Origin of the sequence: Pseudoalteromonas porphyrae, assembly GCF_001298125.1 — a bacterium.
GTDB classification, from domain to species: domain Bacteria; phylum Pseudomonadota; class Gammaproteobacteria; order Enterobacterales; family Alteromonadaceae; genus Pseudoalteromonas; species Pseudoalteromonas neustonica.
This window is the reverse complement of sequence record NZ_LHPH01000004.1, coordinates 90,298-103,242: the sequence shown is the minus strand read 5'-3', so window position 1 is coordinate 103,242 and position 12,945 is coordinate 90,298. Positions and strand designations below refer to the sequence as shown.

15 protein-coding genes are annotated in these 12,945 nt (G+C 40.4%); 4 read left to right on the top strand and 11 right to left on the bottom strand.

Annotated elements, in window-relative coordinates:
- The first annotated feature begins 369 nt into the window (after positions 1-369).
- A complete protein-coding gene (locus tag ADS77_RS21525) occupies positions 370-543 on the top strand; it encodes a DUF1328 domain-containing protein (RefSeq protein WP_064485886.1) in 174 nt (57 codons plus the stop codon).
- Between the two features lie 57 nt (positions 544-600).
- Positions 601-792: a hypothetical protein gene (locus ADS77_RS04830; RefSeq protein ID WP_054205413.1), complete on the top strand. Its 192-nt coding sequence runs from the start codon at positions 601-603 to the stop codon at positions 790-792.
- Positions 793-854: 62 nt separating this feature from the next.
- Here the strand turns inward: ADS77_RS04830 and pdxJ are convergent, their stop codons facing one another.
- The 10 genes from pdxJ to rpoE form a co-directional block, all read right to left on the bottom strand.
- Entirely contained in the window at positions 855-1,586 is a 732-nt protein-coding gene (pdxJ, locus tag ADS77_RS04825; protein WP_054205412.1) for a pyridoxine 5'-phosphate synthase, read from the bottom strand.
- Positions 1,587-1,623: 37 nt separating this feature from the next.
- Complete coding sequence (gene recO, locus ADS77_RS04820) at positions 1,624-2,316, bottom strand: DNA repair protein RecO (protein WP_054205411.1); 693 nt, start codon at positions 2,314-2,316, stop codon at positions 1,624-1,626.
- A gap of 17 nt (positions 2,317-2,333) precedes the next feature.
- The gene (era, locus tag ADS77_RS04815; RefSeq protein ID WP_054205410.1) at positions 2,334-3,266 is read right to left on the bottom strand and encodes a GTPase Era; all 933 of its coding nucleotides are present in this window, start codon (positions 3,264-3,266) and stop codon (positions 2,334-2,336) included.
- Positions 3,256-3,933, bottom strand: a complete 678-nt coding sequence (gene rnc, locus ADS77_RS04810; protein WP_054453203.1) for a ribonuclease III — start codon at positions 3,931-3,933, stop codon at positions 3,256-3,258. Before rnc ends, era begins: the two co-directional genes overlap by 11 nt.
- Positions 3,934-3,935: 2 nt before the next feature.
- On the bottom strand, positions 3,936-4,871 hold the full coding sequence (gene lepB, locus ADS77_RS04805) for a signal peptidase I (RefSeq protein ID WP_054205408.1): 936 nt from the start codon (positions 4,869-4,871) through the stop codon (positions 3,936-3,938).
- 40 nt (positions 4,872-4,911) lie between these two features.
- Entirely contained in the window at positions 4,912-6,699 is a 1,788-nt protein-coding gene (gene lepA, locus ADS77_RS04800) for a translation elongation factor 4 (RefSeq protein ID WP_054205407.1), read from the bottom strand.
- Between the two features lie 69 nt (positions 6,700-6,768).
- Positions 6,769-7,218, bottom strand: coding sequence for a SoxR reducing system RseC family protein (locus ADS77_RS04795; protein ID WP_054205406.1), 450 nt, complete (start codon positions 7,216-7,218; stop codon positions 6,769-6,771).
- A gap of 14 nt (positions 7,219-7,232) precedes the next feature.
- Positions 7,233-8,189 (bottom strand): MucB/RseB C-terminal domain-containing protein, encoded by a 957-nt coding sequence (locus ADS77_RS04790; RefSeq protein WP_054453201.1) that lies wholly within the window; start codon positions 8,187-8,189, stop codon positions 7,233-7,235.
- Between the two features lie 4 nt (positions 8,190-8,193).
- The gene (locus ADS77_RS04785) at positions 8,194-8,805 is read right to left on the bottom strand and encodes a sigma-E factor negative regulatory protein (RefSeq protein ID WP_054453199.1); all 612 of its coding nucleotides are present in this window, start codon (positions 8,803-8,805) and stop codon (positions 8,194-8,196) included.
- Position 8,806: 1 nt separating this feature from the next.
- Entirely contained in the window at positions 8,807-9,388 is a 582-nt protein-coding gene (gene rpoE, locus ADS77_RS04780) for an RNA polymerase sigma factor RpoE (RefSeq protein WP_054205403.1), read from the bottom strand.
- Positions 9,389-9,652: 264 nt separating this feature from the next.
- Here rpoE and nadB point away from each other — a divergent pair, with 264 nt between their 5' ends.
- On the top strand, positions 9,653-11,278 hold the full coding sequence (gene nadB / locus ADS77_RS04775) for an L-aspartate oxidase (protein WP_054453196.1): 1,626 nt from the start codon (positions 9,653-9,655) through the stop codon (positions 11,276-11,278).
- A 371-nt stretch (positions 11,279-11,649) separates the two neighbouring features.
- Here nadB and ADS77_RS04765 read toward each other — a convergent pair whose 3' ends face one another.
- Complete coding sequence (locus ADS77_RS04765) at positions 11,650-11,901, bottom strand: succinate dehydrogenase assembly factor 2 (protein ID WP_054205400.1); 252 nt, start codon at positions 11,899-11,901, stop codon at positions 11,650-11,652.
- A 130-nt stretch (positions 11,902-12,031) separates the two neighbouring features.
- Between ADS77_RS04765 and ADS77_RS04760 the strand changes: the two genes are divergently transcribed.
- A complete protein-coding gene (locus ADS77_RS04760; protein ID WP_054205399.1) occupies positions 12,032-12,943 on the top strand; it encodes a YgfZ/GcvT domain-containing protein in 912 nt (303 codons plus the stop codon).
- The last annotated feature ends 2 nt before the right edge of the window (positions 12,944-12,945 follow it).

Here is a 12,945-nt window from a genome sequence, read left to right as displayed (position 1 = left end):
ACATACCCACATTAAATTTAACACCCGACAAATCGCTATTATTTTTCAAGATATAGATGATAAAAATAGTGAATATAGCCAAAACTTATAAGCTATAGAATGCAAAGCTCCATCCCTATTTATGCAGTCTCTATATTTGATAATATTTCTTTTCTAAAAACCACTTAAATTAATTGGTCTTACCAATAGTGTGGTGATTTTACATTCCTTTTTTTACTTAAGAACAAGTTACACATAAAGCGTGTAAATATTTCTTATGAAACTGATCCCTATAACGAATGAAAAAGTAAGTGGCTGATTTTAAAGGACTTTAATATTGGCATGTAAATGGCATTATCTAATATGTACAAATTAACCAAGGAGAAAACAATGTTACGCTGGACAATTACATTTTTAGTTATTGCACTTATTGCTGCAGTGTTAGGTTTTGGTGGCATCGCAGGTGCCGCAGCAGGAATTGCTAAGATTATATTTTTTATCTTTTTAGTATTGTTAGTTATCTCTCTTGTATCAGGCGCACTACGTGGCAACGTGCCCAAGTAGCTGAGACAAAGTAACGCAACAGTATTACCACTATATTTATTTACAAGGAATTACATTATGAAATCTACAACAGTAAAAACAGCCGTTATCGCCCTTTTCGCTAGTTTTTTTATTATGGGATGTGAAGACAATCACGCAGAAGAAGCAGGTGAGCGCATAGATGAAGCTGTAACCGATGTACAAAACAAAGTCGAAGACGCCTGTGAAAAAGTAAAAGAAGGCGTAAATGCTGAAGAAACAAACTGCTAATAAAGTAAGTTTAAAAAAACGACTCTTTTGAGTCGTTTTTTTTATTAGACTGAATTCAAACTTTAAGCCCGTGCTTCAAGCATTAGTCGCTTCATGTCACGTACTGCTTTATCTAAACCATCAATGGCTGCACGCGCAACAATTGCGTGGCCAATATTTAACTCGTAAATCTCTTCCATCGCGGCAATCGGCTTCACGTTGTGATAATGAAGGCCATGCCCTGCATTGACGATTAGCCCTAAACCTGCCGCATATTTCACACCTTGTCGAATATGTTCAAGCTCTTTGCTCATCTCTGCGTCAGTTTGCGCATCTGCATAAGCGCCAGTATGTATTTCAACGTAAGGAGCATTACATGCTTTAGCGGCATCTAATTGCGCTTTATCTGCGTCAATAAATAATGAAACTTTAATTCCTGCATCACTCAGCTTTGCAGTTGCGGCTTTAATTTTATCTAAGTTACCCACAACATCTAAGCCACCTTCGGTAGTTAACTCTTCCCGTTTTTCTGGTACTAAGCAAACGTAAGCCGGTTTTACATCCAACGCAATATCAATCATTTCATCAGTAACAGCTATTTCAAGGTTCATACGCGTTTGAATTGTTTTAGCCATCACATATACGTCACGATCTTGAATATGACGGCGATCTTCACGCAAATGAATGGTGATCCCATCAGCACCAGCATGCTCCGCAACACTTGCCGCATGAGCTGGATCCGGGTAACTAGTACCGCGGGCTTGGCGTAAAGTAGCAATATGATCAACGTTTATACCCAAAAGAATATCTTTCATTTTTTTACCTGTAAAAATAACGGTTAAAAATACCGTACTAAGATTGCGGTTTAAAAAGCTCTCTACTTTTTAATGGTTTTTTACCCAGTAAGGGTTTCATTAAATGACGACTTAATTGTTTTGCCATATATAACACATCCGGCGCACTAAAGTCATGAGCAGCAATCGCATTTAATTGCGCCCCTAAAAAGCCACTACCATGATTTTCCTGTGCAACAAAGCCATATTCAGCAAAATAACTATACGTTTGTTTTGAGGTGATTGGATCGCCTGCGGCATCAAAACTAAAATCAACGCCATAACCCAAAAGCTCTAGTAACTGAAATTCATAAGAGCGTAATACGGCTTGCAAATTAGGGTGCTTATTTAGCTGCTGTAAGTGAGTTCGATAAAGCTCATAGGCATGATCAATGGGTTCATTGATTGGCACAATCCGATTTGTTAACTCATTTAAGTAGAAGCCGCAGTAAAGCTGATCGCCTACTAAAGGGGATTGCGTACCATGCAATTCGAAACGTTGAATGTATTTAAGATCATTTTTACCCGTATAGTTTACGAGTAATGCTTGGAAAGGTTGCAGCTGCGCTTTATGTTTGGTTGACTGGCGACCACTTATGCGAGCAAGCATTCGTAGTTGTCCAACGCCTTCTACCAGCATATCAAGCATTACTTGCGAGTCACTAAAAGGACGCCGATGTAATAAATATGCTGTGTAGAAGTCGCTATCCATAACGGTAACTTAAGTGATTAATCTTCACCGTAACCTAAGCTGCGAAGTGCACGCTCATCGTCAGCCCAACCTGATTTAACTTTAACCCAAAGCTCTAAAAATACTTTGTTATCGAGCATTTCTTCAAGATCTTTACGTGCTTCACGGCCAATAACTTTCAGCTTTTCGCCTTTGTTACCAATTACCATGCGTTTTTGAGTTTCACGCTCAACCAAGATTAAGCCATTGATATGCCAAATGCCGTTTTCTTGCCATTTAAACTGCTCAATTTCGACAGTTACTGAATAAGGTAATTCCTCACCCATAAAACGCATTAACTTTTCACGGATCACTTCAGCCGCCATAAAGCGCATTGAGCGATCGGTTACATAATCTTCAGGAAAGTAAAACTCACACGGTGGTAAACGTTTTGTTACTTCATCTTTGATTAGGTTAATATTTTTACCCTGCGTCGCAGATACGGGCATAATACCAACAAAATCAAACTTGTCACCTAACCACTTCATATGTGGCAGTACAAGATCACGGTCCTTTACTTGGTCTATTTTATTAATAACCAATAATACTGGTTTACCGCTTTGTGATACTTTATTTAGCACCATGTCATCGTCAGCATTCCAATGAGTGCCTTCAACAACAAATATAATAAGTTCTACATCACCGATTGAGCTAGATGCTGCGCGATTCATTAAACGGTTAATGGCACGCTTTTCTTCAACGTGCAGCCCCGGTGTATCGACGTAAACAGCCTGATGCTTACCTTCGGTATGAATACCCATGATACGGTGGCGCGTTGTTTGCGGTTTGCGTGAGGTTATACTCACTTTTTGTTCAATAATTTCGTTTAGCAACGTAGATTTACCTACGTTTGGTCGACCAACAATGGCGACCATGCCGCAAAACGTATCAACTTCACCTGTATGAGGCTGGATCAGTGTATCAAGGTTCATTTTTAAGTATCTTAAGTGCTTTTTCAGCGGCTTTTTGTTCAGCCTTACGACGTGAACTACCTACTGAGATGATGCTATCCATACCTTCAACTATACATTCTACCGTGAATGTTTGATTGTGCGCCTGACCTTTAGTATCAACTACGGTGTAGCCTGGCAAAGGTAGTTTTCGAGCTTGTAAATACTCTTGTAATAGCGTTTTAGGGTCTTTTTGGTTTAAGCCTGGTGAAATAGCATCAAGGCGAGGTTCGTACCAAGCCAAAATTAAATTACCACAAACATCTATACCTGCATCTAAAAATACAGCACCGATTATGGCTTCAACCGCATCAGCTAAAGTTGACTCACGTCGAAAGCCGCCACTTTTAAGCTCACCTGGACCTAAACGCAGGTAATCACCTAAACCAAACTCCAAGCCAAATTCGGCTAACGTTTGACCACGAACAAGCGTTGAGCGCATACGGCTCAAGTCACCTTCTCGGGCTTTAGGGAATTTGCCATATAATGCATTTGCAATGACAAAACTTAAAATTGAATCACCTAAAAACTCTAGGCGCTCGTTATGTTGTCCTTTATGGCTGCGATGGGTCATCGCCTGCTCAAGCAATGCTTGATCAATAAAGGTATACCCTATTTTGCTATATAGCTCTGTTACATTTTTTTTCATTGTTACTGAATATTACCTAGGCGTTCAAAACGAACACCAGTTGGAACCCAGCCTGGTACAATGTCATCTGGGCCATTATCAAATTCAAAACTCATCCATATAAAGACAGCTTTACCCACCAAGTTTTCTTTTGGCACAAAGCCCCATACGCGACTATCTTGGCTGTTATCGCGGTTGTCACCCATCATAAAATAATGATCAGCCGGTACTACCCATTCATCAGAACGTGTACCCGGCTGTTGATAGTAACGCCCTTTCATTTCCAGCGCTTCTGGGTTTATTAAAATATCATGTTTTAGCGTCGTTAAATTTTCATTTAAACGCACTAAATCCATAGAGCCTTGCTTAAATTCATCACGATTGATGATTTCCATATCAATCTTATTATACTCATTACACAATAAATCGCCCTGCTGAGTTTCACCCTCTGCGCAATTTGGTTGAATATATAAACGCTTGTTACGGTAAACAATTTTATCACCAGGCAAACCAATAGCTCGTTTAATATAATCTATACGTTCATCTAATGGATATTTAAATACCACTATATCACCGCGTTCAGGTTCAGCAACATCGACTAACTGAGTACGCCATACAGGGTCTTTCACCCCATAAGAATACTTTTGCACTAAAATAAAGTCACCCACTAACAAGGTAGGCATCATTGAACCTGACGGAATTTGAAACGGTTCAAATAAAAACGACCTAAAAATAGTAATTGCTGCGATCATCGGGAAAATCGACTTAGCAGTCTCTGTCAATGTCGGCTCAGGCGCAATTAATGCGGCAGTTTCTTCATCTAGCTCGCCGCCAGCAGAACTTTGTGCAAGAGCTAAGCGTTGCTGTCTTTTTGGCGCAAACATTAGATGGTCAATTAACCAAATTAAGCCTGAGCCTAATGTTAATAGCACTAAAAATATTGAAAAATAACCTGCCATACATTAAATCCTTTCTCTTACGAAACTGGGTTACTAAGCCTTACTTACCAACTTTAAGAATTGCTAAAAACGCTTCTTGTGGCACTTCAACATTACCAACTTGCTTCATACGTTTTTTACCATCTTTTTGCTTTTTAAGCAGTTTTTTCTTACGACTTACGTCACCACCGTAACACTTGGCGATTACATTTTTACGTAACTGCTTAACGGTTGTACGTGCAATAACATGCGCGCCAATTGCCGCCTGAATTGCAATATCAAACATTTGACGTGGAATAAGCTCTTTAAGTGCATCAGCTAACTGACGACCACGAGATTGTGCACTGTCTCTGTGTACAATAATCGCAAGTGCATCAACACGCTCAGCATTTATTAAAATATCAACACGTACCATGTCTGACGTTTGAAAACGCTTAAAGTTGTAATCAAGCGATGCAAAACCACGGCTGGTTGACTTTAATTTATCAAAAAAGTCCATTACTACTTCAGCCATTGGTAGCTCATACGTTACGGCTACTTGTTTACCGTGGTAACTCATTTTAGTTTGCATACCTCGTTTCTCTATACATAGGGTAATAACATTACCTAAGTACTCTTGAGGAACAAGGATATTTGCTTCTACAATTGGCTCTCGAATTTCTTGAATATCATTTACTGCCGGAAGGTCAGACGGATTATCAATCTGAAAAGTACCTTCTTTTGTTACTATTTCATAGATTACAGTAGGCGCAGTGGTAATTAGATCAATATCGTATTCACGTTCTAAACGCTCTTGAATAATTTCCATGTGCAGCATGCCTAAAAAGCCACAACGAAAACCAAAACCAAGTGCGGTAGAATTCTCTGGTTCAAAGAATAACGACGCATCGTTAAGACTTAGTTTATTCAGGGCATCACGGAACGATTCATATTCATCTGACGCAATAGGGAACATACCCGCATACACTTGTGGTTTAATTTTTTGAAAACCAGGTAAGCGAGCAGGCGCTGCATTTTTTTGATGGGTAATCGTATCGCCAACTGGCGCGCCATGTATTTCCTTAATACCAGCAATAACAAAGCCTACTTCGCCAGTTCTTAAAATACCGGTGTTTGTTTGCTTTGGTGTAAATACACCAACTTGATCTGCAGTATGAATATGCTCATTCGACATGATTTTAATTTTGTCGCCGATGCGTAGTTCACCGTGTTTAATACGTACAAGTGATACAACACCTTGATACGGGTCAAACCAAGAGTCGATAATTAATGCTTGTAATGGCGCGTCTTTATCACCTTCTGGCGATGGTACATCTCTGACAATCATTTCAAGAACTTCAGCAATACCAACACCTGTTTTAGCGCTACATTGCACAGCATCAAGCGCATCAATACCAATAATATCTTCAATTTCTTCAGCAACGCGAAGTGGATCTGCTTGTGGTAAATCGATTTTATTTAGTACTGGTATAACTTCTAAATTCATTTCTATGGCGGTATAACAATTTGCTAATGTTTGCGCCTCAACACCTTGGCCTGCATCTACTACAAGTAATGCGCCTTCACAGGCAGCCAATGAACGTGATACTTCATAAGTAAAATCAACGTGTCCTGGTGTATCGATAAAGTTTAGCTGGTAAGTTTCACCATCATTTGCTTTATAATTTAAGGTTACACTTTGCGCTTTAATCGTGATGCCACGTTCGCGCTCTATATCCATTGAATCCAATACTTGTTTTTGCATTTCACGGTCAGTTAAACCGCCACAAACTTGGATCAAACGATCAGAAAGGGTCGATTTACCGTGGTCAATATGGGCGATGATCGAAAAATTACGGATATGCTTCATAAACTGGATTCTAAACTTCTATTTTAATTGATTGAGTGTATAAAGCCGCAATTTTACATTTAATTGGCTTCAATCACCATCTATTTGAGTTAAAGGGAGGCTAATTGGATGAATTTTTATTACTTTGATGTCATGTTTGAGACTTTTCACTCGACTTTTAGCTACAGCAAAGCCAGTAAAACCACCACTTATAGCGGCAATTATTTGTAACCATTCTGGCGCAGAAAAAAACTCAGCAGCGATCAGAGAAAACACTAACCCCAAGACTAAAGGCAGCATATATACTGCAAAGGCATGTTTTACCATGTGACTATCGTCTAGCGCAAGTGTCACTTTTTGCCCGACAGCAACAACAGTTTCAAATTGGTAAGGAAAGGTTTTTTTAGCGGTGCCAAATAGTTTGCCAAACACTTGAGAGCCACAGCGACCATTACAGCCTTCGCAAGCTTTTTTTTGTTGAGCTTCTAAATGCGCAGTGGCGCCATCAATTGACACCACTGTAAGGGTTTGTTCTATCATTATCTGCTTTTAATTTACAATGGTCTTGCAACCGACTCAGCAATTGCCTTGGCGGTCATTGCTGGTATATTTCCCACCACCGACACATCAAAGCTTCCAGCATTATGAACATAAACAGTTGTAGCTCCTGATGATAAAGAACCACTCGGTCTGCGCCCTGGTAAAGGTCGTTGAACAAACACCGACACTTCAACAAAACCATCTGAATATAGATAATAATCAGTCAGTTCATTGTTTAAATCTAATTTATGGCGATCTGATTTAAGTAAACTAAACCCATCAGGTAACCAACCGATTTGCCAATTATTACCCGCTGTTTTTGACTCTTTATTAGAAACTTCAACGGCCGGTAATGACGTTGGAAATTGACGATTAAGCATTTCTAATAACAGTGGCGCAGGCTCTTCGGTCACACTAATATGTGTTAATTGAAGCTGCTCTAGCATTTCACCGGCGTGATTAACATACGCAGATTTAAGCAACAAGGATGATTCTGCATCTAGCCAGAGCCAATAATTATACTTATATTCATCTTTTGATTCAATACGAACTAATTGAGCAGCACGTCCAGCAATACGTCCTTTCCCCCCTAAAACAAAATCATAGTGCAAACTTAATCGTTCAATATTTTTGAATAGAACTTCTGGAATCGGACCTGCAATAGAGTCTGTAGCAATTGAATAAGGCGCAGATTGAGGCTCAAAATAAGTTACTTGGTTATTAATTCTAACCATTTCTAGGCCAGCACCATTAAGTAAGCTTAAATGCTCAAGTTCGGTGTCACCTTGTTTTGCATGTAACCAACGATAGGGTTCCATCGCTTTACCTTTGACGACAACAAAAGAGGCATCAAAGTTGCGGTTGTGGACGGCATCAGCCATCTGGAGCAGTAGCTCTTTAGCGGGGTTTTCGTCGTCAGCAAAGGCTGGAGCCATTAATACCAACGACAAAATAAAAGTAATAACTTTCATTAAATTAGTTTTTTTCCTCTTCGGCTTGCGCCTTAGTGTGGGCTTTTTCTAATGAATATGCAACTCGTGCTTGGCGTTGATGCTCAAGAACTAAAGCGCCTATGCGCTGCTGCTGTAACTCACGTAAACCTTGCTCTGCATTTTCAAGCGCTGGTTCTGATGAATAACTCACTGGAGACGCAACACCCGTTAAAGGTGTTGTTTGTAGCATTGGAATTTCATTCGCCGATGAATTTTCACCTTGTGGCAAAGTCTGAACACCAACAATCGCAAACATTGCCACACTGGCTGCAATAGCCAACTGTGAAATTGGTTTACGCCAGTTAAATTCCACTACATTATCGGTGCCGTTTGCCACTAGAGGTGTAGGCTGTGCCTGTTTTTGACTAAAGTCAGCATACACAGGTTCACTTTCTAGTGCTTTTGCAACGCTATCACTGATATCTATAACGAAGGCATTATCTGACTCAGCACGCATAGCATCACCAATCAATGCGTAACGACCAAAAGTAGCAGCATCATCAGATGCTAACACTTGATTCTCTAGTGGTTGTTCGCCGTCAAGTAATGCGGATAGATGTTGATTATCCAACTTGTTAACGTCTGCTTTTGTCATATTAAGACTCGCCTATTAATGGGTTTAATTTGTTATCAATTGCTTCACGGGCACGGAAAATACGCGAACGCACCGTCCCGACTGGGCAATCCATCACCACTGCTATTTCTTCATAGCTCATCCCTTCGATTTCTCGTAGGGTGATTGCGGTTTTAAGATCTTCAGGCAAACTATCAATGGTGCTAAAAATAACTGCGCGAACTTCTTCGCTTAATAACAAGTTTTCAGGGGATGCATTTGAACGCATTGCATCTGCGCCATCGTAAAATTCGGCATCGTCAGCATCTATATCATTTGCTGGCGGTTTGCGACCCTGAGCCACTAAGTAATTTTTAGCACAATTAACGGCGATACGGTATAACCAAGTATAAAAGGCACTGTCCCCTCTAAAGTTAGGAAGAGCACGATACGCTTTAATAAACGCCTCTTGTGCTACATCAGCAATATCACCTTGATTTGATACGTAACGTGAAATCAAACCAGCGATTTTATTCTGATACTTCTTTACTAAAAGATTGAAGGCATTTTTATCGCCTTGCTGGACCCTTTTTACTAGCGCTAAATCCAAATCCTGCTCGCTCATTCGAGCCGGTACTCCTATATCTAATTATTGCTTGTTATTCATATCTTAGCCATTGTTCACAAATACTCTGACTACGCTATGAACAAAAAGTTCTGTTTAATATTATTATTTTATAAAATAGCCGTAAATAAGTTGGCAAAAGCTGAAAATCACTAATAGTGTCGCGCCAAATATGATACATATACGCCTATCATAATAATATTGATTGCTCGTACCAATTGCATAAATTAGTATCTGAGCATTGTAACCGCAAAGACCACGGACATGAACCAAAATAAACACCACATTACGGATGTCGCGATTATAGGCAGTGGCGCAGCTGGCCTCTCATTAGCTCTGTCTTTAGCCAACCACTGTAAAGTCACCGTAATTAGTAAAGGTGAACTAACCGAAGGTTCCACACTCTATGCCCAAGGCGGAATTGCTGCTGTTTTTGATAAAAAAAATGACAGTATAGAATCGCATGTGCAAGACACTTTAGATGCCGGTGGTGGTTTATGCGACAGAGAAGCTGTTCATTACACTGCAAGCAATGCCCCTGATTGCTTACAATGGCTTATTGAGCAAGGCGTCCCCTTTGATATGGAATTTGACAGCAAAGGCAAAGAACGTTTTCACTTAACGCGTGAAGGCGGCCACAGTCACCGGCGTATTCTTCATGCTGCAGACGCAACTGGTCGCGCTGTACAAACGACCCTGATAAGCCAAGTGCAAGCACACCCTAGAATAACATTGCTTGAACAATATAATGCAATTGATTTGATTGGTGATAAAAAACTAGGCCAAACCGGCCAACATATTCACGGCGTGTATATGTGGAACCGCGCGGCAAAAAAAGTCGAAACGATTTCAGCTAAATTCGTGGCTTTAGCTACCGGTGGAGCCAGTAAAGTCTACCTCTATACATCAAACCCTGACGTATCTAGCGGTGACGGTATTGCAATGGCATGGCGTGCGGGGTGTCGCGTTGCCAATATGGAATTTAACCAATTCCACCCAACTAGCCTATATCACCCAGAGTTACAGAATTTTCTTATAACAGAAGCCATGCGTGGTGAAGGCGCTTACTTAAAACGCCCTGATGGCACCCGATTTATGAAAGATTTTGATACTCGTGAAGAATTAGCACCAAGAGATATTGTTGCTCGCGCTATCGATTTCGAAATGAAGCGCTTAGGTGCAAATTGCGTATATTTGGATATCAGCCACAAAGATAAAGACTTTATTATTGAGCACTTTCCTACTATTTACGCAAAGTGCTTGAGTGTGGGTCTTGATATTACTAAAGACCCGATCCCAGTAGTACCGGCAGCTCATTACACTTGTGGTGGCGTAATGACTGATTTTAACGGTAAAACCGATCTAGATAATCTTTACGCAATTGGCGAAGTCGCTTACACAGGCCTACATGGCGCTAACCGTATGGCGAGTAATTCATTGTTAGAATGCATTGTGTTTGCCCATGCCGCAGCAAAAGACATTTTAGCTAAAATACAGCACAGCCCGGCATTAAAAACCTTACCTGTATGGGATGAAAGTCGTGTTACTAATTCAGATGAAGAAGTGGTGATCACGCATAATTGGCATGAGTTACGTCTATTTATGTGGGATTATGTTGGCATAGTACGTTCAACTAAGCGCTTGGAACGCGCTTTACACCGTGTTGAACTACTACAACAAGAAATTCGTGATTATTATGCAAACTTCCGCGTTACTAATAACTTATTAGAGCTACGTAACCTAGTCCAAGTTGCTGAGCTTATTATTCGAAGTGCTATGGAGCGAAAAGAAAGCAGAGGCCTTCATTACACCATTGACTACCCACAGTTAAATGATAACCCAACCCCAACTATTTTAACCCCGCCGACTCAGTTCGAGCAGCCAAAATAGCACGTTTAAGGCGAATGAAGTTTTGCGGCTCAACACTCCTGGCATTAACAATTAACCAGCGAGATTGAGCCAATGATTCTATATGTAACCACACACTCTTTGGATACACTCGGCTTTTACAACTGAGATTACCGTTGATTTTTACTGTTTTACTTTCAAAGCAGATATTTGACGATGATAAAATCACAACCCCCTCATCACTATGCACAGCTTTAAATTGCAGCCAACACCAACGGCCACTAATAAAAGCCATAGCCAAAGTAAGTAGTTGAACTGTAAGGGTGGTTAAAAAAAGACTAAAACAACAGGCGAACAAACCAAATAAGACCACAAAGGGTTTGTGGTCTGCTTTATTTCTTGCAACCGTGAATCTATACACGAACCCGGTCTAAAATAAGTTGTACCATTTGCTTCAGTTCTGGGTCTTTACATTCTTGATGGCCCATAAACCACGCAAATAAATCGGGATCATCAGCTTCTAATAAACGCTGTAGTACAGCTTGCTGCTGCACAGATAATGAATCAAATGCCTCATCGACAAACGGCATAAACAACACATCGAGTTCTAACATGCCGCGGCGACAAGCCCAACGGATACGCGCTTTATTGTGAATTTCAGTCATTTTTTACCTCGTACTTAGTTACCTTGCAGTTTAACAAATTGCACCTGAATAAACAGCAATTTATGCATCTATACCCTCAGCGCTAACTACGGTATTATGAGCCCCTATATTTTTTGTAACGCAGGTTTTTATGTCAACAGTATATGCATGCCCTTTGTCACATCAGCTGATCCGCATTAGTGGTGTTGATAAACTCGCCTACCTTCATGGTCAAATTACTCAAGATATCAACAAGCTAAGCCAAAATAACTATTTATGGACTGGGCATTGTAATGCCAAAGGTAAACTATGGAGCGTCGCGAAATTATTTGCCTACCAAGATAGCTACTATTTAGCGGCCTCTGAAGTTGAAATCACCCAATCACTAGCTGAATTGAAAAAATATGCGGTATTTTCAAACGTTGAGCTCCTAGCAGCAACAGAAAAATTAATCGGTTTAATTGGTGAAGACGTAACCGCAGCCCTAAAAAGCCTCGATATCCATTTTAATGGGCAGGATAACGCGTGTGATTTTAGTTATGGTAAAGCCATAAAACTAGCAGACAACCGTATCTTATTAATGGTTAATGCTGACTTTTCTCTTCCTGATGACGTTATCGCGCTTGAAAACGATGCTTTGTGGCAACAACACGCTATTTTAGCTGGTGAACCTGAACTCAATGAGTTGGCCCTTGGTGAATATGTCCCGCAAATGGTTAACCTACAAGCTATTGGCGGAATTAGCTTTCGTAAAGGGTGTTATACCGGCCAAGAAACTGTAGCGCGAATGAAATACCTTGGTAAGAATAAACGCGCAATGTATATAGTGTCAGGACATAGTGACGGAGAATTGGCAGAGCCGGAACTAGAAACTCAAATGGGTGAAAACTGGCGCCGCGCGGGTAAATTAATAAGCCAAGCTTACAACCCGCAAAGTAAAACCTTATTTGGCCTTGTAGTGTTGCCAAACGACAGTGAACCTAGTCAGTTACTGCGTGCAAAACATGCCCCGGCGGTAGAGCTATCAATTCTTCCTCTACCCTACTCTCTTGACGACGAATAAAT